The organism is Cupriavidus sp. WGlv3 (genome assembly GCF_023952475.1).
Taxonomy (GTDB): domain Bacteria; phylum Pseudomonadota; class Gammaproteobacteria; order Burkholderiales; family Burkholderiaceae; genus Cupriavidus; species Cupriavidus phytorum.
In genome coordinates, this window is the sequence record NZ_JALHRX010000017.1 from 102978 (window position 1) to 126350 (window position 23373).

22 protein-coding genes are annotated in these 23373 nt (G+C 68.1%); 13 read left to right on the top strand and 9 right to left on the bottom strand.

Features of this window, described 5'->3' with window-relative positions:
- Positions 1–95: 95 nt before the first annotated feature.
- The 4 genes from MKD38_RS23755 (at position 96) to MKD38_RS23770 (ending at position 3692) form a co-directional block, all read left to right on the top strand.
- Positions 96–1400: an MFS transporter gene (locus MKD38_RS23755; RefSeq protein WP_252680627.1), complete on the top strand. Its 1305-nt coding sequence runs from the start codon at positions 96–98 to the stop codon at positions 1398–1400.
- A 277-nt stretch (positions 1401–1677) separates the two neighbouring features.
- Positions 1678–2226 (top strand): peroxiredoxin, encoded by a 549-nt coding sequence (locus MKD38_RS23760; protein ID WP_252680629.1) that lies wholly within the window; start codon positions 1678–1680, stop codon positions 2224–2226.
- Positions 2227–2332: 106 nt separating this feature from the next.
- A complete protein-coding gene (locus MKD38_RS23765) occupies positions 2333–2854 on the top strand; it encodes a carboxymuconolactone decarboxylase family protein (protein ID WP_010810111.1) in 522 nt (173 codons plus the stop codon).
- Positions 2855–3119: 265 nt separating this feature from the next.
- A complete protein-coding gene (locus tag MKD38_RS23770; protein WP_252680631.1) occupies positions 3120–3692 on the top strand; it encodes a GNAT family N-acetyltransferase in 573 nt (190 codons plus the stop codon).
- 2 nt (positions 3693–3694) lie between these two features.
- Here the strand turns inward: MKD38_RS23770 and ispF are convergent, their stop codons facing one another.
- Together ispF and ispD are read right to left on the bottom strand one after the other, a co-directional pair.
- Complete coding sequence (gene ispF, locus MKD38_RS23775; protein WP_252680633.1) at positions 3695–4204, bottom strand: 2-C-methyl-D-erythritol 2,4-cyclodiphosphate synthase; 510 nt, start codon at positions 4202–4204, stop codon at positions 3695–3697.
- A 4-nt stretch (positions 4205–4208) separates the two neighbouring features.
- Positions 4209–4949 carry a 2-C-methyl-D-erythritol 4-phosphate cytidylyltransferase gene (gene ispD / locus MKD38_RS23780; RefSeq protein WP_252680635.1) on the bottom strand — a complete coding sequence of 247 codons (741 nt, stop codon included), beginning with the start codon at positions 4947–4949 and terminating at the stop codon, positions 4209–4211.
- 243 nt (positions 4950–5192) lie between these two features.
- Here ispD and mfd point away from each other — a divergent pair, with 243 nt between their 5' ends.
- The 8 genes from mfd (at position 5193) to MKD38_RS23820 (ending at position 15189) form a co-directional block, all read left to right on the top strand.
- Entirely contained in the window at positions 5193–8642 is a 3450-nt protein-coding gene (mfd, locus tag MKD38_RS23785; RefSeq protein WP_252680637.1) for a transcription-repair coupling factor, read from the top strand.
- 79 nt (positions 8643–8721) lie between these two features.
- Positions 8722–9948 (top strand): acetylornithine deacetylase, encoded by a 1227-nt coding sequence (gene argE, locus MKD38_RS23790; RefSeq protein ID WP_252680639.1) that lies wholly within the window; start codon positions 8722–8724, stop codon positions 9946–9948.
- 123 nt (positions 9949–10071) lie between these two features.
- Positions 10072–11451, top strand: a complete 1380-nt coding sequence (locus MKD38_RS23795; RefSeq protein ID WP_252680641.1) for an amidohydrolase — start codon at positions 10072–10074, stop codon at positions 11449–11451.
- A 98-nt stretch (positions 11452–11549) separates the two neighbouring features.
- Positions 11550–12404: a phosphoserine phosphatase SerB gene (gene serB, locus MKD38_RS23800; RefSeq protein WP_252680643.1), complete on the top strand. Its 855-nt coding sequence runs from the start codon at positions 11550–11552 to the stop codon at positions 12402–12404.
- A 190-nt stretch (positions 12405–12594) separates the two neighbouring features.
- Positions 12595–12882, top strand: a complete 288-nt coding sequence (locus MKD38_RS23805; protein WP_062798998.1) for a hypothetical protein — start codon at positions 12595–12597, stop codon at positions 12880–12882.
- On the top strand, positions 12879–13190 hold the full coding sequence (locus MKD38_RS23810; RefSeq protein WP_252680645.1) for a hypothetical protein: 312 nt from the start codon (positions 12879–12881) through the stop codon (positions 13188–13190). Before MKD38_RS23805 ends, MKD38_RS23810 begins: the two co-directional genes overlap by 4 nt.
- A gap of 10 nt (positions 13191–13200) precedes the next feature.
- Positions 13201–14850 (top strand): PepSY-associated TM helix domain-containing protein, encoded by a 1650-nt coding sequence (locus MKD38_RS23815; protein ID WP_252680647.1) that lies wholly within the window; start codon positions 13201–13203, stop codon positions 14848–14850.
- A 99-nt stretch (positions 14851–14949) separates the two neighbouring features.
- Entirely contained in the window at positions 14950–15189 is a 240-nt protein-coding gene (locus tag MKD38_RS23820) for a DUF2789 domain-containing protein (protein WP_252680649.1), read from the top strand.
- 26 nt (positions 15190–15215) lie between these two features.
- Here MKD38_RS23820 and MKD38_RS23825 read toward each other — a convergent pair whose 3' ends face one another.
- The 5 genes from MKD38_RS23825 to MKD38_RS23845 all read right to left on the bottom strand — a co-directional run bounded on the left by MKD38_RS23825 (position 15216) and on the right by MKD38_RS23845 (position 21020).
- A complete protein-coding gene (locus MKD38_RS23825) occupies positions 15216–16439 on the bottom strand; it encodes a cystathionine beta-lyase (protein ID WP_252680652.1) in 1224 nt (407 codons plus the stop codon).
- Positions 16440–16591: 152 nt separating this feature from the next.
- Positions 16592–17209 (bottom strand): hypothetical protein, encoded by a 618-nt coding sequence (locus MKD38_RS23830; RefSeq protein ID WP_371925736.1) that lies wholly within the window; start codon positions 17207–17209, stop codon positions 16592–16594.
- A 14-nt stretch (positions 17210–17223) separates the two neighbouring features.
- Complete coding sequence (gene bktB / locus MKD38_RS23835) at positions 17224–18408, bottom strand: beta-ketothiolase BktB (protein ID WP_252680656.1); 1185 nt, start codon at positions 18406–18408, stop codon at positions 17224–17226.
- A gap of 115 nt (positions 18409–18523) precedes the next feature.
- Positions 18524–19903 carry a 30S ribosomal protein S12 methylthiotransferase RimO gene (gene rimO / locus MKD38_RS23840; protein ID WP_252680658.1) on the bottom strand — a complete coding sequence of 460 codons (1380 nt, stop codon included), beginning with the start codon at positions 19901–19903 and terminating at the stop codon, positions 18524–18526.
- A gap of 160 nt (positions 19904–20063) precedes the next feature.
- Entirely contained in the window at positions 20064–21020 is a 957-nt protein-coding gene (locus MKD38_RS23845) for a tRNA dihydrouridine synthase (RefSeq protein ID WP_252680660.1), read from the bottom strand.
- 261 nt (positions 21021–21281) lie between these two features.
- Between MKD38_RS23845 and MKD38_RS23850 the strand changes: the two genes are divergently transcribed.
- Positions 21282–21572 carry an addiction module antidote protein gene (locus MKD38_RS23850; RefSeq protein ID WP_252680662.1) on the top strand — a complete coding sequence of 97 codons (291 nt, stop codon included), beginning with the start codon at positions 21282–21284 and terminating at the stop codon, positions 21570–21572.
- 54 nt (positions 21573–21626) lie between these two features.
- On the opposite strand, the gene phaR is transcribed toward MKD38_RS23850, so the two are convergent.
- Together phaR and MKD38_RS23860 are read right to left on the bottom strand one after the other, a co-directional pair.
- Positions 21627–22178, bottom strand: a complete 552-nt coding sequence (phaR, locus tag MKD38_RS23855) for a polyhydroxyalkanoate synthesis repressor PhaR (RefSeq protein ID WP_018004481.1) — start codon at positions 22176–22178, stop codon at positions 21627–21629.
- Positions 22179–22598: 420 nt separating this feature from the next.
- Positions 22599–23339 carry a 3-ketoacyl-ACP reductase gene (locus tag MKD38_RS23860; RefSeq protein WP_115706702.1) on the bottom strand — a complete coding sequence of 247 codons (741 nt, stop codon included), beginning with the start codon at positions 23337–23339 and terminating at the stop codon, positions 22599–22601.
- Positions 23340–23373: the final 34 nt, after the last annotated feature.

Sequence of the window (23373 nt, forward strand, 5' to 3'; positions counted from 1 at the left end):
ACTCCCCTCCCACATGGCGCGGCCCGCGCGCGCCTGGCTGATACCTCCCCACAATCATGCCGCCGGATCGCACCGGCGGTGCCTGAGAGACAGCCATGTCAGAGACCACCGCAGCGTCCGCCGGCTCGCAGCACGGGTTCCGCACCGTGTTCCGCGTCGTCAGCGGCAACTTCCTGGAAATGTACGACTTCATGGTGTACGGCTTCTACGCCGCCGCCATCGCCAGGACGTTCTTCCCGAGCGGCAACGAGTTTGCCTCGCTGATGCTTTCGCTCGCCACCTTTGGCGCCGGCTTCCTGATGCGGCCGCTGGGCGCAATCGTGCTGGGCGCGTATATCGACCACCACGGCCGCCGCAAGGGGCTGATCATGACGCTGGTGCTGATGGCCATGGGCACGCTGCTGATCGCCTGCGTGCCGGGCTATACCAGCATCGGCGTGGCCGCGCCGCTGCTGGTGCTGGCCGGCCGGCTGCTGCAGGGCTTTTCCGCGGGCGTGGAGCTGGGCGGGGTCTCGGTCTACCTGTCCGAGATTGCCAAACCCGGGCGCAAGGGCTTCTATGTCGCCTGGCAGTCGGGCAGCCAGCAGGTGGCAGTGATCTTCGCCGGGCTGCTCGGGGTGATCCTGCACGCCACGCTGGCGCCGGCGCAGATGGACGAATGGGGCTGGCGCATCCCGTTCCTGGTCGGCTGCCTGATCGTGCCGTTCCTGTTCCTGATCCGCCGTTCGCTCGAAGAGACCGAGGCCTTCAAGGCGCGCCAGCACCGCCCCGCGATCAGCGAGATCTACCGCTCGATGCTGGAGAACTGGCGCATCATCCTGGCCGGCTGCATGATGGTGGTGATGACCACGGTGTCGTTCTACATGATCACCGCCTACACGCCGACCTTCGGCAAGACTGTGCTCCGGCTCGACGACACCGACAACCTGATCGTCACCATGTGTGTGGGCCTGTCCAACTTCATCTGGCTGCCGCTGATGGGCGCGCTGTCGGACCGGGTCGGGCGCAAGCCGCTGCTGCTGGGCTTCACGGTGGCGACGCTGCTGACCGCGTATCCGGCGGTGTCGTGGCTGGTGGCCGAGCCGTCGTTCGCGCGGCTGCTGATGGTGGAGCTGTGGCTGTCGTTCCTGTACGGCAGCTATAACGGCGCGATGGTGGTGGCGCTGACCGAGATCATGCCGCCCGCGGTGCGCACCACCGGCTTCTCGCTGGCGTACAGCCTGGCGACCGCGCTGTTCGGCGGCTTCACGCCGGCGATCTCGACCTACCTGATCCACGCCACCGGCAACAAGGCCGCGCCCGGGCTGTGGCTGATGTTCGCCGCGCTGTGCGGGCTGGTCGCCACGCTGGTGATCTTCCGCGCGCGCCGCGGCAGCGAGGCGGCGATGCAGGCGGCTTGATTTCCCCGCGACCGTCACCAAGTTGCCATGTGTGGTCTCTTCGTGCCATGGCATACTGCCCCATCGCATCGGCGGCGCTGGCGCGACGCGACGCGCCACATGCTTTGCCATGCCTTTGCCTATCGGGCCGTTTGAGAATATCAATTAGCCCGGGCCCGGATGATGACGCATAATCACGTTTTGTCGCGGTACGCCGCCGCAGCAGCCGTCTCACCGGCCCCACCCGGGGCACGCGGCAGCGGCACCGCTCTCATTGCAACCGTATCAGGAGAAGTCTATGAAGACCGTTGGTGACAAGCTCGAAGCCTTCCAAGTCGTCGGTGTCAAGCCGGGTTTCAACAATCACGAAGAGAACGGCCAGTCGGCTTTCGAAGACATCACTGAGAAGTCGTTCGAAGGCAAGTGGAAGATCATCTACTTCTACCCGAAGGACTTCACCTTCGTGTGCCCGACCGAAATCGTGGCCTTCGCCAAGCTGAACGGCGACTTCGCCGACCGCGATGCGATCGTGCTGGGCGGCTCGACCGACAACGAGTTCGTCAAGCTGGCATGGCGCCGCGAACACAAGGACCTGGCCAAGCTGAACCAGTGGCAATTCGCCGACGTGACCGGTTCGCTGATCGACCAGCTGGGCGTGCGTGACCACGCTGCCGGCGTGGCCCTGCGCGCAACCTTCATCGTCGACCCGGAAAACACCATCCAGCACGTTTCGGTGAACAACCTGAACGTCGGCCGCAACCCGGACGAAGTCCTGCGTATCCTGGACGGCCTGCAGACGGACGAGCTGTGCCCGTGCAACCGTGCCGTTGGTGGCGCCACGCTGTAATTTGCCATCAGTCGCCAGACGCCGTGGCGATCCGCGGAGGGCCCCGCCCTCCGCATCAAAACCCGCTTGCGCGGGTTTTTTGAGCCCCGCTCGATAGGAGAAATAAATGGAATTCCTCAGCACGATTAAGAACCTCATCCCCGACTACGCCAAGGACATCCGCCTGAACGTGGACGGCACCATCGCCCGTTCCTCGCTGGAAGGCAACGATGCGGTCGGCGTGGCGCTGGCGGCGGCATTCGCGGCGCAGAGCAAGGTGCTGGTGGATGCCATCCGCAATGCCGGCGTGCTGTCACCCGAGGAAACCAACGGCGCGCTGACCGCGGCCGCGCTGATGGGCATGAACAACACCTGGTACCCGTACGTCGAAATGGCCGACGATCCGGACCTGGCCAGCCAGCCGGCCGGATTGCGCATGAACGCCTACGCCACCCATGGCGGCGTGGACAAGCGCCGCTTCGAGATGTACGCGCTGGCCGCATCGATCGTGGGCAAGTGCCACTTCTGCGTGAAGTCGCACTACCAGCTGCTGAAGAACGAACAGGGCATGACCGCGCAGCAGCTGCGCGACGTCGGCCGCATTGCCGCGGTGATCGTGGCCGCGGCCAACGTCATTGCGGCCCAGTAAGCGGCCCAGTAAGCGGCCCAGTAAGCGTCCCATTAAGCGGCCCAGTAAGCGGCCCAGTAAGCGTCCCATTAAGCGGCCCACTAAGGCATCCGCGCGCCCCCGCACCCTCCCTGGCGGCCCGGCAATGGGCGCCGTAGCACAACAGCCGGCAGCTTCCCATCGGAACTTGCCGGCTGTTCCCATCCTGCAACCGTCATGGCCTGGTCCTGCGCGGGCGCGGCGATCCGCCTACAATCCAGGCAGGAACCGCTCTTTCAGCCCTGCCATGACCCTGCCTTCGCCGACTTCCCCCCGCTTCCACTACCGCCTGGCGGCGGTGCATGACTGGGGCGATATCGCCGCCGTCACGCAACAGGCCTACGGGCAATATGAACTGGCCATCATGGAAGATTGCCGCGCCTCGTTCCAGCGCGGCATGCAGGCCGTGCTGGCGACCAGCCACCCGGACATGGAATGGTGGGTGGCGGAGACCGATCACGGCATCATGGGCGCGGTGCTGTTCTGCCACCCGGGCGCGACACTGCCGGCGCTGGACGGCAGCACCATCACCTTGACCCAGCCCGAGGCGCGGCTGCTGTCGGTCAGCCCGCAGGCGCGCGGCCTGGGGTTGGGGCGCACGCTGATGCAGATCTGCATCCAGCGCGCGCGCGATATCGGGGCGTCGACGCTGGTGGTGCGCACCATGCCGGAAATGGCGTCGGCCAACCGGCTGTGCCAGCAGATGGGTTTCACCAAGCGCACCGAGGCCGGCGCGCGCAGCGGCGCGATGGCGCGGCTGATCGACTACACCTACGCCATCCCGCCCGAAGACCCGGCGCCCGACGCGCCGCGCCCCTGAGCTCAGTCCTGCGCGTCCGCCACCGAGGCGCGCCAGAGCAACACCGCGGCCTGCGCCACGATCCCTTCCTGGCGCCCTTCGAAGCCCAGCTTTTCGTTGGTCTTGGCCTTGACATTGCAGCGCCCGGGCGCGATCGCCAGGTCGTCGGCCAGGTTGGCCACCATCGCCCCGATATGCGGCGCCAGCTTGGGCGCCTGCGCAATCACCGTGGTGTCGACATTGCCGATCTCATAGCCGGCCTCGCGCACGCGGCGCGCCGCCTCGCGCAGCAGCGCGCGGCTGTCGGCGCCGGCGAACTGCGCGTCGGTGTCTGGGAAATGGCGGCCGATATCGCCCAGCGCGGCGGCGCCGAAGAGCGCGTCGGTGACCGCGTGCAGCAGCGCATCGGCATCGGAATGGCCCAGCAGGCCACGGTCGTGCGGGATCTCGACCCCGCCCAGGATCAGCTTGCGGCCGGGCACCAGCGCGTGGACGTCATAGCCCTGTCCCACCCGGATATCGAAAGGCATCATGCGGTCATGCTCCTTTGGTGTGGTTGCCCAGCAGCACTTCGGCCAGCGCGAAGTCCTCCGGGTAGGTCACCTTGAAATTGCGCAGCGAGCCGTTGACCAGCCGCGGATGCAGGCCCAGGCGCTCGATCGCGCTGGCCTCGTCGGTCACCACAGCGCCGGCCGCCATGGCGTCCTGCAGCGCCTGGCGCAGCACGCCCAGGCGGAACATCTGCGGCGTCTGCGCCTGCCACAGCCCTTCGCGCGGCACCGTGGCGCCGATGCGGGCATCGTCCTGGGCGCGCTTCAGCGTATCCGGCACCGGCACCGCCAGGATGCCGCCGATGGCGGCGTCCGGATCGTCGTCGCCGTCGCTTTCCACCGCGCGCACCAGCGCGTGGACCATCGCCGGAGTCAGGCCCGGGCGCGCGGCATCGTGCACCAGCACCCAGTCGGCGTCGGTCGCGCCCAGCTGCGCCAGGTGGTGCAGGCCCGCCAGCACCGACGCATGGCGGCTGTCGCCGCCGACAAAGGCGGTATCGAAGCGCAGCCCGGCAAAAGCGGCCGCGCCGAAGCGCGATTCCAGCGGCATGTCGTCGGGCGCCAGCACCAGCGCGGTGGCGTTGATGGCGTCGCACGCCGAAAACGCCGCCAGCGCGTACCAGATCATCGGGCGGCCGGCCACGGTCTGGTATTGCTTGGGCACGGCACCGCCGGCGCGGCTGCCGGTACCGGCACAGGGAATCAGGGCAAAGCGGCGAGCGGACACAGGATCGGCGTGGAGTGAAAAGAAGCGCGGGACTGCCGGCCGGCCCGGCAAGAGGTGGGCGGCAAACGGACGGCAAACGGGCGGCAGCGGGACAACCGGTGCGCATTCTATAATACGGCCCTTGCCGGTCGCCATGCCGCTTCGCCTTAACCGGCAGGGCGCCGCCGGCACCTGAAGTCCCCGGTTCCGACCCCCGCCCGCAATGCCGGCGGGGCGTCGTCGTTTTGAACGCCCCCTGCCGACATGCCTGACGCCACGCCCGCCTTTCCCTTTGTCAACCTGCCGCTGGTCAAGCCGGGGCTGCGCCACAGCGTGGCCGGCCTGCGCGGCTCGGCCGATGCGCTGGCGGTGGCCGCGTACGCGCGCCAGCACCGGGCGCGCGCGCCGATGCTGGCGGTGGTGTGCTCGCATGCCGTCGATGCGCAGCGCCTGGCCGAGGAAATCCCGTGGTTCGCGCCGGAGCTGCGCGTGCGCCTGCTGCCCGACTGGGAAACCCTGCCCTACGACAGCTTCTCGCCGCACCAGGACCTGGTCTCCGAGCGTCTGGCGACGCTGCACGACATCCAGACCGGCCAGTGCGACGTGATGCTGGTGCCTGCCACCACCGCGCTGTACCGGCTCGCGCCGCCGGCCTTCCTGGCCGCCTACACCTTCTTCTTCAAGCAGGGCGAGCGGCTCGACGAGGCGGCGCTCAAGGCGCAGTTCACGCTGGCGGGCTACGAGCATGTCAGCGCGGTGATGCGGCCGGGCGAATACAGCGTGCGCGGCGGCCTGATCGACCTGTACCCGATGGGCTCGGCGCTGCCATACCGCATCGACCTGTTCGGCGACGAGATCGAGACCATCCGCGCCTTCGATCCGGACACGCAGCGCAGCCTGTATCCGGTCAAGGAAGTGCGGCTGCTGCCCGGGCGCGAGTTCCCGCTCGACGAAGCCGCGCGCACCGCCTTCCGCGGCCGCTGGCGCGAAGTATTCGAAGGCGACCCCACCAAGTCGCCGATCTACAAGGACATCGGCAACGGCGTGCCGTCGGCCGGCATCGAGTATTACCTGCCGTTGTTCTTCGAGCACAGCGCCACCGTGTTCGACTACCTGCCCGCCGACACCCAGCTGGTGTTCGCCGGCAACATCGACGAGGCCATCCGCCGCTTCTGGGCCGACACCACCCAGCGCTACAACTTCATGCGCCACGACCGCGAGCGCCCGCTGCTGCCGCCCGCGGACCTGTTCCTGTCGGAGGAGCAGTTCTTCGTCGCCGCCAAGCCGATGGCGCGGCTGGTGCTGCAGGTGGAAGCCGGCGCGGAGCAGCCGGCGTTCTCGGCCATCCTGCCCGACGTCGCGGTCAACCGCCGCGCCGAAGACCCGCTGGTCAACCTGGAGTCGCTGCTGCTCGACCAGCAGACCCGCGTGCTGATGTGCGCAGACTCTGCCGGGCGGCGCGAGACGCTGCTGCAGCTCTTTGCCGAAAGCGGCCTGCGCCCGCATCCGGTCGACGACTTTGCCGCGTTCCTGGCGGGCGACGCGCATTTCTCGATCGCGGTGGCGCCGCTGCAGAGCGGCTTTGCGCTGCCGCAGGCACGGCTGGCCTTCGTCACCGAAGCCGAGCTCTACGCCGGCACCGCGCGCCGCACCGGGCGCCGCAAGCAGGAGCAGGCTTCCGCCGTCGATTCGATGGTGCGCGACCTGGCCGAGCTGAAGATCGGCGATCCGGTGGTGCACAGCGAGCACGGCATCGGCCGCTACCAGGGCCTGGTGACGCTCGACATGGGCCAGGGCGACGAAGAGTTCCTGCACCTGGACTACGACAAGGGCAGCAAGCTCTACGTGCCGGTGCACCAGCTGCACGTGATCTCGCGCTACTCGGGCGCCGATCCCGATACCGCGCCGCTGCACCACCTCGGCTCCGGGCAGTGGGACAAGGCCAAGCGCAAGGCCGCGCAGCAGATCCGCGACACCGCCGCCGAACTGCTCAACCTGTACGCGCGCCGCGCCGCGCGCGAGGGCTTCGCCTTCCCGCTCTCACCGAAGGACTACGAGACCTTCGCCGAGAGCTTCGGCTTCGAGGAAACCCCGGACCAGGCCGCCGCGATCGCCGCGGTGATCGCCGACATGACCTCGGGCAAGCCGATGGACCGGCTGGTCTGCGGCGACGTCGGCTTCGGCAAGACCGAGGTGGCGCTGCGCGCGGCCTTCGTCGCCGTGCTCGGCGGCAAGCAGGTGGCAATGCTGGCGCCGACCACGCTGCTGGCCGAGCAGCATTTCCAGACGCTCTCCGACCGCTTTGCCGAATGGCCGGTGCGGATCGTCGAGCTGTCGCGCTTCAAGACCAAGAAGGAGATCGACGCCGCCATCAAGCAGATCAACGAGGGCAGCGTCGACATCGTCATCGGCACCCACAAGATCCTGTCCGACCAGGTCAAGTTCCAGCGCCTGGGCCTGGTCATCATCGACGAGGAACACCGCTTCGGCGTGCGCCAGAAGGAAGCGCTGAAGACACTGCGCGCCGAGGTCGACATCCTGACGCTGACCGCCACGCCGATCCCGCGCACGCTGGGCATGGCACTGGAAGGCCTGCGCGACTTTTCGGTGATTGCCACCGCACCGCAGAAGCGGCTGGCGATCAAGACCTTCGTGCGGCGCGAGGAAGACGGCGTGATCCGCGAGGCCATCCTGCGCGAGCTCAAGCGCGGCGGGCAGATCTACTTCCTGCACAACGAGGTCGAGACCATCGAGAACAAGCGCGCAAAGCTCGCCGAGCTGGTGCCCGAGGCGCGCATCGCGGTGGCGCACGGCCAGATGCACGAGCGCGAGCTGGAGCGCGTGATGCGCGATTTCGTCTCGCGTCGCGACAACATCCTGCTGTGCACCACCATCATCGAGACCGGCATCGACGTGCCGACCGCCAACACCATCCTGATCCACCGCGCCGACAAGTTCGGGCTGGCGCAGCTGCACCAGTTGCGCGGCCGCGTCGGGCGCTCGCACCACCAGGCCTATGCCTACCTGCTGGTGCATGACGTCGACGGCCTGACCAAGCAGGCGCAGCGCCGGCTCGAGGCGATCCAGCAGATGGAGGAACTGGGCTCGGGCTTTTACCTGGCCATGCACGACCTGGAAATCCGCGGCGCCGGCGAGGTGCTGGGCGACAAGCAGTCGGGCGAGATCCACGAGATCGGCTTCCAGCTCTACACCGACATGCTCAACCATGCGGTCAAGGCGCTGAAGGCCGGCAAGGAGCCCGACCTGATGGCGCCGCTGGCGGCGACCACCGAGATCAACCTGGGCACGCCGGCGCTGCTGCCCAACGACTACTGCGCCGACGTGCACGAGCGCCTGTCGCTGTACAAGCGGCTGGCCAATTGCGAGACCCCGGAGCGCGTCGACGACATCCAGGAAGAGCTGATCGACCGCTTCGGCCGCCTGCCGGCGCAGGCGCAGGCGCTGGTCGAGACCCACCGGCTGCGCATCGCCGCGGCGCCGCTGGGGGTGCGCAAGATCGACGCCGGCGAAGCCACCATCAGCGTGCAGTTCGTGCCCAACCCGCCGATCGATGCGATGCGCATCATCGACCTGGTGCAGAAGAACCGCCATATCAAGCTGGCGGGTCAGGACAAGCTGCGCATCGAGGCCAAGATGCCGGACGTGGCGGTGCGTGCGCAGACCATCAAGCATACGCTGCGGCAACTGGCGTAGGGCCGATGGCGGGCGTGCATGGACGCGGCGCGCGGCCGGGTGTAGCATCGATTCCTTAACAAGTTAGCGATACCGCCCCATGCCGACCCAAGCCGCCTCCGCCGGACCTTCCCGCCAGCCTGTCCCTGAAACCGCCGCGCGCGGCCGCGCGCTGGAATGGACCCAGCGGCTGGTGGCCTACGACACCACCAGCCGCCATTCCAACCTGGGACTGATCGAGTCGGTGCGCGACCATTTCCTGGCCAAGGGGTTGAAGCCGCATCTGAGCTACAACCCGCAACGGGACAAGGCCAACCTGTTCGTCACCGTGCCCGCGGCCAACGGCGCCACCAACGGCGGCATCGTGCTGTCCGGCCATACCGACGTGGTGCCGGTGGACGGCCAGGCCTGGACCACCGACCCGTTCAAGCCGGTGGTGCGCGACGGCAAGCTGTACGGCCGCGGCACCTGCGACATGAAAGGCTTTATCGGCACCAGCCTGTCGCTGCTGCCGGCCATCCTCGAGGCCCGGCTGCGCGAGCCGGTGCACTACGCGCTGTCGTTCGACGAAGAGATCGGCTGCATGGGCGCGCCCTACCTGCTGGCCGAACTGCGCGAGCGCGGCGTGACTCCCGGCGGCTGCATCGTCGGCGAACCCACCAGCATGCGCGTGATCGTCGCGCACAAGGGCATCAACGCGTACCGATGCTGCGTGCGCGGGCAGGCCGCGCATTCGTCGCTGACGCCCCGCGGCGTCAATGCCATCGAATACGCGGCGCGGCTGATCTGCTTTATCCGCGACATCGCCGACGAGTTCAAGGCCAACGGCCCCTACGACCAGGCCTTCGACGTGCCCTACACCACCGCGCAGACCGGCACCATTCAGGGCGGCATTGCGCTGAACACGATCCCGGCGCTGTGCGAGTTCGTGTTCGAGTTCCGCAACCTGCCGGGCGTCGATCCGGAAGCGATCTACGCGCGCATCCAGGCCTATGCCAACGACGTGCTGCTGCCGAAGATGCGCGCCGAACATGCCGATGCCGACCTGACGCTGAGCAAGATCGCCGCCGCGCCGTCGCTCGACGTGGCCGAGCAGGAAGCCATCACGCAGCTGGTGCGAGCGCTGACCGCGGACCGCGACACCAACAAGGTGGCCTATGGCACCGAGGCCGGGCTGTTCCAGCGCGCGGGCATTCCGGCGGTGGTATGCGGGCCTGGCGATATCCAGCAGGCGCACAAGCCGGACGAGTTTGTTTCACTGGACCAGCTTGCCGCGTGCGAGGCCTTTCTGCACAAGGTCGTCGACAGCTTGCGCGTGGCGGCCTGAGAGCCCAGTTCTGCCGCGTTGCGTGCCCGCCGAAGGCACGCGGCGCGGCGCACCTCCGGCCAGGCATCCGGCATGGCCTCAGCACTGCCAGCATCAAACCAACAATAACGAAGGAGATCCTGCATGGCTGCACGTCGCACCGCATCCCGTTCCACCACCCGCTTCGCCCTCGCCGGCCTGGCGCTCGCCGTCGGCCTGCTTTGCAACACCGCGCAGGCGCAAGCGCCGGCCGTACCCAGCGGCGCCGATGCGCTGCACGCCCAGATCGAGACCCGCGCCAAGGCTGTCGAAAAACAGCTGATCGCCTGGCGCCGCGATATCCACCAGCATCCGGAACTGGGCAACTACGAGACCCGCACCGCAAAGCTGGTGGCGGACCACCTGCGCAAGCTCGGCATGGAGGTAAAAACCGGCGTGGCCAGGACCGGCGTGGTCGGCGTGCTCAAGGGCGGCAAGCCCGGCCCGGTGGTGGCGCTGCGCGCCGACATGGACGCGCTGCCGGTCAAGGAGCGCGTCGACGTGCCGTTCGCGTCGAAGGCCAAGGGCCAGTACCTGGGCAAGGAAGTCGACGTGATGCACGCCTGCGGCCATGACACGCACGTGGCAATTCTCATGGCCACGGCCGAGGTGCTGGCCGGCATGAAGGACCAGCTGCCCGGCTCGGTCAAGTTCATCTTCCAGCCGGCCGAGGAAAGCCCGGCCGACTTCGAGCCCAATGGCTCGAACATGTGGGGCGCCAAGCAGATGGTCGCCGAGGGCGTGCTGGACCACCCCAAGGTCGACGCGATCTTCGGCCTGCACGTCACCAGCGGCATCGAGTCGGGCAAGCTGGGCTGGCGCAGCGGCGCGTCGATGGCCGCGGCCGACCAGTTCTGGATCGACGTCAAGGGCCGCCAGACGCACGGCGCGCGGCCGTGGGGCGGGATCGACCCGATCGTGGTGGCGTCGCAGATCGTGATGGGGCTGCAGACCATCCAGAGCCGCCAGGTCAATGCCATGCTGGAACCGTCGGTGATCACCGTGGGCACCTTTCACGGCGGCAACCGCATGAACATCGTGCCGGAAAAGGTCGAGATGATGGGCACCATCCGCACCTATGACGAAGGCATGAAGAAGGACATCCATGCCCGCATGAAGCGCACCACCGAGGCCATTGCCTCCAGCGCCGGGGCCGAGGCGAATTTCCGCGTGGTCGAGCTATACAACGCCACCATCAACCAGCCGGCGCTGACCGAGAAGATGGCGCCCACGCTGCAGCGCGTGGCCGGCGACGGCAACTGGATGATCACGCCCAAGGCCACCGCCTCCGAGGACTTTTCGTTCTACCAGGAGAAGGTGCCGGGCTTGTTCTTCAATCTCGGCGTGACGCCCAAGGGGCAGGACGTGACCAAGGCGCCGTCGAATCACTCGCCGGAGTTCTATGTGGACGAGCCGGCGCTGATCAACGGCGTGCGCGCCCTGTCGAGCCTGACCGTGGACTACATGGTGATGGCGCAGCGCTGATTCGCCCGGGGGCGCGGCGGGGGGCTACAATAGCGCTTTTGCCGCGTAGCAGCCCCCGCCTTGCCGACGACCGCGCAAGCGCCCGATTTTCGCCCGTCATGCCCCTGATCCTGCAGAGCCTCGCCCCGCTTGCCCCCGCCGACCTCGACACCGCCCGCACCCTGGCCCGCGCTTCCGCGCTGGTGCCGCGCAGCGACACCGTGGCCGTGGCCGAGGACTGCGCGCCGCTGACCCCGGCACTGCGCGACGCGCTGGACGACTTCTGCGGCCCGCGCGCGATCGACTGGGCAGTGGTGCCGGCCGGGCGCAAACTGTCCGACTTCCGCCTGGTGGCGATGGACATGGACTCGACCCTGATCACGATCGAGTGCATCGACGAGATCGCCGATTTCTGCGGCCTCAAGGCCGAGGTTTCCGCCATCACCGAAGCCGCCATGCGCGGCGAGATCACCGACTTCAACGAAAGCCTGCGCCGCCGCGTCGCGCTGCTCAAGGGGCTGGACGCCGCCGTGCTGGAGCGCGTCTATGCCGAGCGCCTGCGACTGTCGCCGGGCGCCGAGCGCATGCTCGAGACGGTGCGCGCGCTGGGCCTGAAGACGCTGCTGGTGTCAGGCGGCTTCGTGCACTTCACCGACCAGCTCAAGCCGCGCCTGCAGCTCGATTTCACCCGCGCCAACACGCTCGAGATCCTCGACGGCAAGCTGACCGGCAACGTTGTCGGCGAGATCGTCAACGCCGACGTCAAGGCCCGCACCGTGCAGGAAATCTGCGCGCAGATCGGCGCCACGCCGGACCAGGCCATCGTCATGGGCGATGGCTCCAACGACCTGAAGATGATGGCCGTGGCCGGGCTGTCGGTGGCGTTCCGCGCCAAGCCGGTGGTACGCGCGCAGGCCAGCGTCGCCTTCAACCACGTCGGCCTCGACGGCCTGCTGGCCCTGTTCCCGCACTGATCCCCGCCAGGCGCCTCGCCTTCTGAAGCGTCCGCCGCGCGCGGACGCTGCTCGCGCGCCGTCGCCACGCGTGGTGCTGCTGCCATCCACGTGCAGTGACGTTGTCACAGGTCGCACATCATCGACCTGGCGCTTGCGCACACAAATGCGAATCATTATTATTAATGTTTCGTTGATCTGACATTGCCCCATGCAAGTTCTGGCCGTCCTTCTTGGCCTGGCTGCGGCCGCGTGCCTGTACCTGGCCGCGCCCAACCAGGTGTTGCTGCCGCCCGGCACCCTCTCCCGGCCGCGGCTGGCCGGCTGGCTGGGGCTGGCGCTGACCTGCGCCAGCACCTGGCTGTGGAGCCTCACCGACGGCTGGCCGGTGGCGATCGCCGCCAGCCTGGTTACGGTGCCGTGCGCGTTGTCGGTGTGGCCGTTCATCGGCACCTATGCGGCGCGCAGGCGCCACGGCGAACGGGAGCAGCGGGCATGAGCGCGGACGTATCCGGAATCGGCACCAAGTGGCTGGCCGGCACGCTGCTCGGCCTGCCGCTGGCGCTGGTGCTGTGCACGCTGGCGATCCTGGCCCTGCCGGGCGGCTGGCAAACCGGCATCGTCGCGGCGGTGACGGCCTGCCTGCCGGTGTGGGTCGCGATCATCAGCGCCAGCCTGCTGTTCCGTTCCAGCCGCAGCGCGTGGCTGTGGCTGGGCGGCGCCAACCTGCTCGGCTTCGGCGCGCTGTGGGCGCTGCGCCTGGCCGGCCTGGCGCCGGCTGCACTGGCCGCCCTGCCCACCCCCTGAGATTGCCATCATGAAAACCGCAACGCTGCGCCTGTACCAGACGCTGCACACCTGGGTCGGCCTGATGGCCGGCTGGGCCCTGTTTATCGCCTTCTTTGCCGGGGCGGTCACCGTGTTCCACCACGAACTGCATGTCTGGCAATCGCCAGCGCGGCTCAAAGGCAGCGCGCCGGTCGAGGCCAAGGCCGACCCGGCCGCGGTCGACCGCTTCATGCAGAAGCTGGTCGCGATCCACCCCGAAGCCGCGGCCAGTGCCTACGTGATCATGCCGTCGGAGGGCGAGCCGAATATCTCGGCCTACTGGCAAGACAAGGCCGGCGAGTGGCAGATGACCACCGACGCGCGCCTGGCCGGCAACGCCGCGATGCAGCGCGACACTTCGCGCGACCACGTCATGGGCGAGTTGTCGGCGTTCCTGAACAGCCTGCACTATTCGCTGGGCATCCCGGTCGGCGGCATCTATTTCATGGGCGCGATCTCGGTGCTGTACGGGCTGGCGCTGGTGTCCGGCGTGCTGCTGCACCTGCCGCGGCTGAAGAAGGACCTGTTCGCGGTGCGTCCCGGGCGCAACCTCAAGCGCTTCTGGATGGACACCCACAATGTGCTGGGCCTGTTCAGCCTGCCCTTCCACCTGGTCTTTGCCATCACCGGCGCGCTGTTCTGCCTGTCGCTGGTGCTGATGATGGTGTTCAACACGCTGACCTTCAACGGCCGCCTGTTCGAGGCGGTGCCGACCGCCACCACCGCGGTGCCGGAAGTGGCCGCGGCGGGCCGCGCGGCGCCGACCCTGCCCACCGCCACGCTGATGCAGATCGCGCGCGAACACGGCGGCGAGCGCTTCACGCCGGAATCGTTCCGCTTCCAGCGCTACGGCGACGCCAACGCCGTGGTCGAAGTGCGCGGCACCAGCACGCGGGCGCTCGGCAACCTGGGCTCGGTCGGCATCCACGCCGCCAGCGGCGAAGCCAATGCCGGCATGCTGACGGCCAACCAGACCGCCGGCGCGCGCGACAGCAACCACGGGCTCTACAGCGCGCTGTACGCGCTGCATTTCGGCACCTTCGGCGAGCTGCCGGTGCGGCTGGTCTACCTGCTGGCCGGCCTGGCCGGCGCCTTCCTGTTCTATTCGGGCAACCTGCTGTGGATCGAATCGCGGCGCAAGCTGCGCCAGGCCGAGCAGCCGCGCGTGCATCGCCTGCTGGCGCAGGCCACCGTGGGCGTCTGCATCGGCTGCTGCATCGGCGTGGCGCTGTGCTTCCCGGCGGCGCTGCTGTGGCCCGAGCGCGCCGTCAGCCAGACCTATTTCATCGTGTTCGGTCTGGCCTGCGCCTGGGCGCTGCTGCGCCCGCCGGTGCGCGCCGCGGTGGAGCTGCTGTATGCCGCCGCGCTGGCCGCGCTGACGGTGCCGCTGTCGAACGCGATCCTGACCGGCGACCACCTGCTGCACAGCATCCCCAGCGGGCACTGGATCATCGCCGGCTTCGACCTTGGCGCGATCGCGCTGGCCGCGGGCTTTGTCGCGCTCGCCCGCGCCACCGCGCGCCGCGCCCGCAGCGGACCGGCGGAATCGGTCTGGGCCATGCCACGGGCAGGGCTGGCGCAGCCCGCCGCCAGCGCTGCCGCCGGGGCCAAGGCGATGTCCGGCACCGAGACGCGCTGACGCTGCACCACCGCCAAAAAAACGGACGCCGCGGCGTCCGTTTTTGTTCTCGTGGCTGCCCTACACTACCTGAGGTCAACCACCGCGAGCCCGACCATCATGGAACCGACCTTCCACCAGTTTTCAGAACTGTTCGACCAGCTTGGCCTGGCGTCCGACGAAGCCAGCATCCGCGCCTTCATCGGCGAGCATGCGCCGCTGCCCGAGACCCTCGACCTGGCCGAAGCCCCATTCTGGACGCCCGCCCAGGCCGCCCTGCTGCGCGACGAGCTGCTCGACGACGCCGACTGGGCCGAAGTCGTCGACCAGCTCAACCTCGCGCTGAGACAGCCAGCCTGACGTTGTCGCCCGATCAGGCGGCCGGATCAGGCAACCAGCGTGGCCTCGAGCGCCTGGCGCAGGTCGGCGATCAGGTCGCGCGTGTCTTCCAGGCCGATATAGAGCCGCACCAGCTCGCCGGTATCGTGCCAGCCGGCAGGAGGCCAGGTGCCCTCCGGGCGCATGCCTTGCACGTGGTACGGCACCGCCAGGCTGTGCGCGCCGCCCCACGACCAGCCGATGGCGAACAGCTGCAGGGCCTCGACGAAGGCATCGACCTGCTGGCGCGTATAGCGCTCGCGCAGCACGATGGCGAACAGCCCGCTGGCGCCGGTGAATTCGCGCCGCCAGTTGGCATGGCCGGGACAGTCCGGCAGCGCGGGATGCAGCACGCGCGCCACCTCCGGCCGCTGGCGCAGCCATTCGGCCACCTCGCGCGCGGCGCGGTCATGCGCCGCCAGGCGCACCGGCAGGCTCGGCAGCGCGCGCAGCACCAGGTGGCAGTCGTCGGCGGACACGCCCCAGCCCATCAGCATGCGGGCGCGCCTGAGCCGGCCGTGCAGGCCGTCGTCGCAGGTCAGCACCGCGCCCATCAGCACGTCGCTGCCGCCGGACTGGTACTTGGTCAGCGCCTGCACCGAGATATCGATGCCCAGCTCGAACGGGCGGAAGTAGACGCCGGCCGACCAGGTATTGTCGATCGCGGTCAGCACGCCGCGCGCCCGCGCGGCGGCGACGATGGCGCCGCAGTCGGGCACCTCCATCGTCACCGAGCCGGGGGATTCCATCCAGATCAGGCGCGTGTTGGGCTGGATCAGCGCGGGCACTGCGGCGGCGTCCATGGGATCGTAGTAGCGCACGGTCACGCCGAAGTCGCGCGCCAGCCACTCGCCGTGGTCGCGGTTGGGGCCATAGACGTTATGCGGCACCAGCACGTCGTCGCCGCTCTTGAGCAGCGCGAAATACACCAGCGAGATCGCCGCCAGGCCCGACGGCTGCAGCAGCGTGTGGCGCGCGCCCTCCAGCAGCGCCAGGTGCTGGCACAGCGCCTCGCTGGTCGGCGTGGCATGCAGGCCGTAGCGCCAGTAGGTGGTGGCGCCGTCGCCATGCGCGCGCAGTTCGGCGAGGTTGCGGAACACCACGGTCGAGCCGCGGTGGGTGGCCGGGGAGAACGAGGCAAAGCCCGGGGCGATGTCCAGCTCGGGCTGGACCGCGACGGTCTGCAGGTAATGGGCGGGGGATGCGGGCTTGTCGGATGGCGAATCGGACACGGCGGTTTCCTTGCTGGCTGCCGGCCGGCTGCACAACTCCGAGTGCGGCGGAGTGTGGCACGGTCAGGCATGAGACGCGATGAGCCTCCGAGCTTACCAGCAAATGCCGCCCGCGCCACCGGGAGGCTTCAGCGCGTGGCGTCGGAAAAGGCTTACCAGCCGGAAATCGACGACTTTGGCGGCGGCGGCGCGTAGGTGACGCCGCTGTTGGGCGTCATGTCGAACGGGGGAATCACCAGCATGCCGAGCGGGCGGATGAAGAACGGCAGCACGATGGCGGTATTCAAGGCATCGGTCCAGGTGCCGCGCACGGCGCCGCTGGCGTCGATGGTGCCTTCCCAGTTGCCGGACACCCGGGTGCCGTCGTCGGACTCCTCCATCAGGAAGGCGCCGTCTTCCCACTCGCCGGCCAGCAGGCGCACGCCGGCGCCGCGGCCGCTGTACTCGCCGCGTACGCTGTCGCGCTCGTCCGGCTTGGGGCCCAGGCGCAGGCGCACCGGCTGGTCGCCGACCTTGCCGACATAGACCGGCAGCGACGCATACTCCGGCCGCGGTGCCAGCGGCCTGGCGGAGCCGGTTGACAGCGCCGCGCCGCGGCGGGCCTCGCCGTCGCGGATGGCCTGGTTCAGGCCCAGGGCTTCACCGCCGGCAGCGGCGCCGTTCAACGGGCCGGTCGACAGCTCGGTTGCCGGCGCCGCCTGCGCCGCGCCCGCCAGGGCGAGCACGGCGGCGGCGCCAAGGGTCGTGCAAAGGTCGATCAGCCGGGCCACGCGCAAGGCAATCCTCAGATCCGTTCGAAGATGGCGGCAATCCCCTGCCCGCCGCCGATGCACATCGTCACCAGCGCATAGCGACCCTGCACGCGGTTCAGTTCGTGCAGCGCCTTCACCGTGATCAATGCGCCGGTGGCGCCGATCGGGTGGCCCAGCGAGATGCCCGAGCCGTTCGGGTTGACCTTGGCCGGGTCCAGGCCAAGCGCCTTGCTGACCGCACAGGCCTGCGCGGCAAAGGCCTCGTTGGCTTCGATCACGTCCAGGTCCGACACCTGCAGGCCGGCACGCTCGAGCGCGATCTTGGTCGCCGGCACCGGGCCGATGCCCATGGTCTTGGGGTCGACGCCGGCATGGCCGTAGGACACCAGGCGCGCCAGCGGCTTCAGGCCGCGGCGCTCGGCCTCGGCACGCTCCATCATCACCACCGCGGCGGCGGCGTCGTTCAGGCCCGAGGCATTGCCGGCGGTGACGGTGCCGTTTTCCTTGACGAAGACCGGCTTGAGCTTGGTCATGTCGTCCATGGTGGCGTCATGGCGCACATGCTCGTCGGTGTCGAAGGTGACCTCGCCCTTGCGGCCCTTGCTCACCACCGGGACGATCTGCTCCTTGAAGTAACCGGCCTTGATCGCGGCCGAAGCGCGGCGGTGCGATTCCAGCGCGGCTTCGTCCTGCTGCGCGCGCGAGATCTCGTATTCCTTGGCGACATTCTCCGCGGTCACGCCCATGTGGATGCGGTGGAACGGGTCGTGCAGCGCGCCCAGCATCATGTCGACCAGGCCGGCATCGCCCATGCGCGCGCCCCAGCGTGCCGCCGGGGCCAGGTACGGGGCGCGGCTCATGCTTTCGGCGCCGCCGCCGATGGCGACCTCGGCATCGCCCAGCAGGATGGTCTGCGCGGCGCTGACGATGGCCTGCAGGCCCGAGCCGCACAGCCGGTTGACGGTCAGCGCCGGGGCGTTGACCGACACGCCGCCGTTGACGGCGGCGACGCGGCCCAGGTACATGTCGCGCGGCTCGGTCTGGATCACGTTGCCGAACACCACATGGCCGACGTCGTCGCCGGACACTTGCGCGCGGGCCAGCGCCTCGCGCACCACCAGCGCGCCCAGCTCGGCCGGCGCCACGTCCTTCAGGCTGCCGCCAAAGGTTCCGATCGCGGTACGGACACCGCTCACTACTACGACTTCACGCGTCATGACTGTCTCCATCCAGGTTATGTTGCACCGCACAGTATAGCCGCAGCGCAGCCGAAGCGAACGGTCGTACTTTTACCTAATGGCAGCCGTGCCGGCATCGTCCGCCGGGACTAGCTCAGACCTCGCCCCACAGGTCGTGGCCGTCGGCGCCGGTGATCTTCACGTCGACGAACTCCCCTGCGCGATAGCGTCGCGAAGTGCGCCGCGCCGGCGCGATATAGACCAGGCCGTCGATTTCCGGCGCATCCGCCGACGAGCGGCCGATGCCGCCATCCTGGTTGACCTCGTCAACCAGCACGCGCAGGGTCTGGCCGACCTTGCGCTGCAACCGGCGCGCGGACACCGCCTCGGCCACTTCCATGAAGCGGGCGCGGCGTTCCTCGCGCACTTCGTCGGGCAGCGCGCCCGGCAGGTCGTTGGCCGTAGCGCCCTCAACCGGCGAATAGGCGAAGCAGCCGACGCGGTCCAGTTCGGCCTCGGCAATGAAGTCCAGCAGCGCCTGGAACTCGGCCTCGGTCTCGCCCGGGAAGCCGGCGATAAAGGTGCTGCGGATGGTCAGTTCGGGACAAATCTCGCGCCAGGCGCGGATGCGGTCCATGGTCTTCTCGGCGTTGGCCGGGCGCTTCATGCGTTTGAGCACGTCGGGGTGGGCGTGCTGCAGCGGCACGTCCAGATACGGCAGCACGTGGCCGTTGTTCATCAGCGGGATGATCTCGTCGACGTGCGGGTACGGGTACACATAGTGCAGGCGCACCCAGGCGCCATACTGCGCGGCCAGCTCGCCCAGCGCCGCGACCAGCTCGGTCATGCGGGTCTTGAGCGGACGGCCGTTCCAGAAGCCGGTGCGGTACTTCACGTCGACGCCGTAGGCGCTGGTGTCCTGCGAGATCACCAGCAGCTCCTTGACCCCGGCCTTGAACAGGTTCTCGGCCTCCAGCATGACCTCCGCCACCGGGCGCGAGACCAGGTCGCCGCGCATCGACGGGATGATGCAGAACGAGCAGCGGTGGTTGCAGCCCTCGGAGATCTTCAGGTAGGCGTAGTGCTTGGGCGTGAGCTTGATGCCGGCGGCCGGCACCAGGTCGGTGAACGGGTCGTGCGGCTTGGGCAGATGCGTGTGCACCGCCTGCATCACCTCGCCCAGCGCGTGCGGGCCCGTCACGGCCAGCACCTTGGGATGCACCGACGACACGATGTCGTGACCCGCCGCGTCCTTCTTCGCGCCCAGGCAGCCGGTAACGATGACCTTGCCGTTCTCGGTCAGCGCTTCGCCGATCGCGTCCAGGCTTTCCTGCACCGCTTCGTCGATAAAGCCGCAGGTGTTGACCACGACCAGGTCGGCGCCGTCATAGGTGCCGCTGATGGTGTAGCCTTCGGCGCGCAGCTGCGTGATGATCTGCTCGGAGTCGACCAGCGCTTTGGGGCAGCCGAGGGAAACGAATCCCACACGCGGACTATGGTCTTTCTGGTTCGTTGCTTCTGAGGGGTTTTTCACGTTGGAATCCGAATGTGGGGCAAGGCGCGGCGCCCGGACTGTGGGTCACGGGAACAATGCCGCCAGGCGCGAAACAGGCAATCGCGCATTTTAACCGTTTGCCGGAATTTGCCGGCGCCTGACGCACGACATGCTGCACCAGGCCACAGTCAGGCCGACGTCACTTGGCGCTTTGCAGGCCTTGCAGGACCTGGGCGATCTGCAGCGAGTCCTGCATGCGCCGGATCGCCGCATGCAGTTCGCCCGCCTGCGGCCAGGTCCGCTTCAGGTAGCTGAGCCAGAGCTTGACGCGTCCATGCTCGTGGCATGAGGCGATGCGGGCATGCAGCTTGTTCAGGTACGCCGCGATCAGGCCCAGCACCAGCGGCCATTCTTCGGCGGACGCCGTGCTGGCCATCTGGCCGCGAATGCGCAGGGCCAGGAACGGGTCCGAGACCGCGCCGCGGCCGATCATGACGTCGTCGCAGCCGCTGACTTCGCGGCAGCGCGCCCAGTCCGCGACGGTCCAGACGTCGCCATTCGCTATCACGGGTATGTCGACGGCTGCCGCAATGCGCGCGATCCAGTCCCAGTGGGCCGGCGGCCGGTAGCCGTGGTCGCGCGTGCGGGCATGCACCACCAGCGAGGCCGCGCCGCCTTCGGCCAGCGCGGTGGCGCAATCGATGGCCAGCGCGGTATCCGAGACGCCCAGCCGCATCTTGGCAGTCACCGGAATATTGGCCGGCACCGCGGCGCGCACCGACGCGACGATCCGGTTCAGCAGCGCCGGATTGGTCAGCAGCATCGCACCGCCGCCATGCCGGTTGACCACCTTGGCGGGACAGCCGAAATTCAGGTCTATGCCGTGCGGCGACAAGGTCGCGGCATAGGCGGCATTGCGCGCCAGCCACTCGGGATCGCTGCCGAGCAGCTGGATCACCATCGGCGTGCCGCTGCGGGTATGGCCGCCGGACTGGATCTCGGGCGTGTCGCGCTCATAGACCCGCGCCGGCAGCAGCGATCCTGTCACCCGCACGAATTCCGACACGCAGCCGTCGTAACCGCCGGTATCGGTCAGCACATCGCGCAGCACATAGTCGGCAAGCCCCTCCATCGGGGCCAGGAACAGCCGGCTCATGGCAGGCGCCGCGCCGCGGGCACCGGCGTCGGACAGGAAGATTGGAGAAGGTGGAACATGGGACGCCGCGCAAACAAGGCGAGTCCCAGACTGAGCCGCCCAAAGATGCGATACCGAGGCCCCGGATGGGGCAAAGCGCGCATTCTACCTGCTTTGGGATGGGGCGGTTTTTCGGGAATCGGTGATTCCACGGAGGCAGTCAATCGCGCACGCTGCCACAGACAGTGCACGCTACCTCGCGAAGAACCTGAGAATGTGCCAATGAAAGAACCAACCCGCCCGTGGAATTCGCCGAAGCAACTGCGCAGCCAGCAGCAAATCGCCGCCTACCTGGACGCCTGCCTGGCCGAAGCCGGCGACGACGATCGCTTCATTGCTTACGCGCTCGGCGTGGTCGCACGCGCCCGCGGCATGACGCGGCTGGCCCGCGAAACCGGCCTGTCGCGCGAAAGCCTCTACCGTTCGCTGTCTGGCGAAGGCAATCCGGAGTTCGGGACGATCTGGAAGGTGATGCGGGCGCTGGGGATTCGCCTGCATGCGAGCGCCGGCTGAGCGCCGGCCCGGGGGCGGATGCGCGGCGGGCGCCCGGCCCGCCGGCGCTTGTTGCTACTTCTTGTCCGGCTGGTTGAACGGGAACGTGCCGAACATGTTCTTGGCCTGGTTCTGCATCTGCTCTTGCATCTGCACGAACAGGTTCTTGCTCTGCTCGATGTAGTTGCTCATCATGCCCTGCATCATCGGGCCCTGCATGTTCATGAACTGCGACCACATGTCCGGGCTGAACGCCTCGCCGGAGTACAGGCCCTTGGAGTTCTCGGCCAGCTTGTTCTGGATGTCGATGAAGGCCTGGATGTTCTTTTCCAGGTAGGTGCCCATCATGCCCTGCATGGCATGGCCGTAGAAGCGGATGATCTGCGACAGCATCGCGCTGGAGAACATCGGCACGCCGCCGGTCTCTTCTTCCAGGATGATCTGCAGCAGGATGCTGCGCGTGAGTTCGTCACCGGACTTGGCGTCGACGACCTTGAACTCCTCGGAATCCATCACCAGCTGCTTGACGTCGGCCAGGGTGATGTAGGTGCTGGTCTGGGTATCGTAGAGCCTGCGATTGGGATACTTTTTGATCAGTCGCTCTGCGCCTTTTTTGGTCGTGGCCATCGGTGCTCTGTCCTTGTGTCGTCGCTGATTGCGCGCTGCTGCACCGCATGGGGTGCAGTGCGCAAATCGGTACCGCCCGCGCCATCTGCTGTAGTCGTGCCGGCCGTCTTGCGGCTGTTCGCGCATGGCCGCGCGCCACGGCCCGCCGTCTCGCCCCCGCGAGGGCGATGTTGCACGACTATGGTGCTGGCTGCGCCGCTGCCCTGATTCTATGCCCAACAAAGCACTAAGAAAAGCGACCGGGCTTAAGGAAAACCCGGTAGACCGGCGCGCCGCGAAGCCGATGCCGCACGCCCGGAAATGTTTCGCGGGCCATCACGGCCCGCGAAACAGGAGGCGAAACACAAGCTCCGCCGCCTTGTGCGCCGCGCTGGCTGCACCGCAAAACGCGGCCGCCGGCGCGGCTGGCTGGGTGCCAAGTCAGCCCATGTGCAGGCCGCCGTTGAGCGAGAAGTCGGCGCCGGTCGAGAAGCCGGACTCTTCGGAGGACAGCCAGGCGCAGATCGATGCGATCTCTTCCGGCTCGCCCAGGCGCTTCACCGGAATCGTGCCGACGATCTTGTCGAGCACGTCCTGGCGGATGGCCTTGACCATGTCGGTGGCGATATAGCCAGGCGACACCGTGTTCACCGTCACGCCCTTGGTCGCCACTTCCTGCGCCAGCGCCATGGTGAAGCCGTGCAGGCCGGCCTTGGCGGTGGAGTAGTTGGTCTGGCCGAACTGGCCCTTCTGCCCGTTCACCGAAGAGATGTTGACGATCCGGCCCCAGCCGCGATCGGCCATGCCGTCGATCACCTGCTTGGTGACGTTGAACAGCGAGGTCAGGTTGGTGTCGATCACCGCATCCCAGTCGGCGCGGGTCATCTTGCGGAACACCACGTCGCGCGTGATGCCGGCATTGTTGATCAGCACATCGACTTCGCCGACCTCGGCCTTGACCTTGTCGAAGGCCGCCTTGGTCGAGTCCCAGTCCGCCACGTTGCCTTCGGAGGCGACGAAGTCGAAGCCGAGGGCCTTCTGCTGCTCCAGCCACTTTTCACGGCGCGGCGAGTTGGGGCCGCAACCGGCCACCACGCGAAAGCCATCCCTGGCCAGCCGCTGGCAGATGGCGGTCCCGATGCCACCCATGCCGCCGGTCACATACGCAATGCGCTGAGTCATGTCCACTCCTTGATTGGCTTTTCGTTATTTGCCG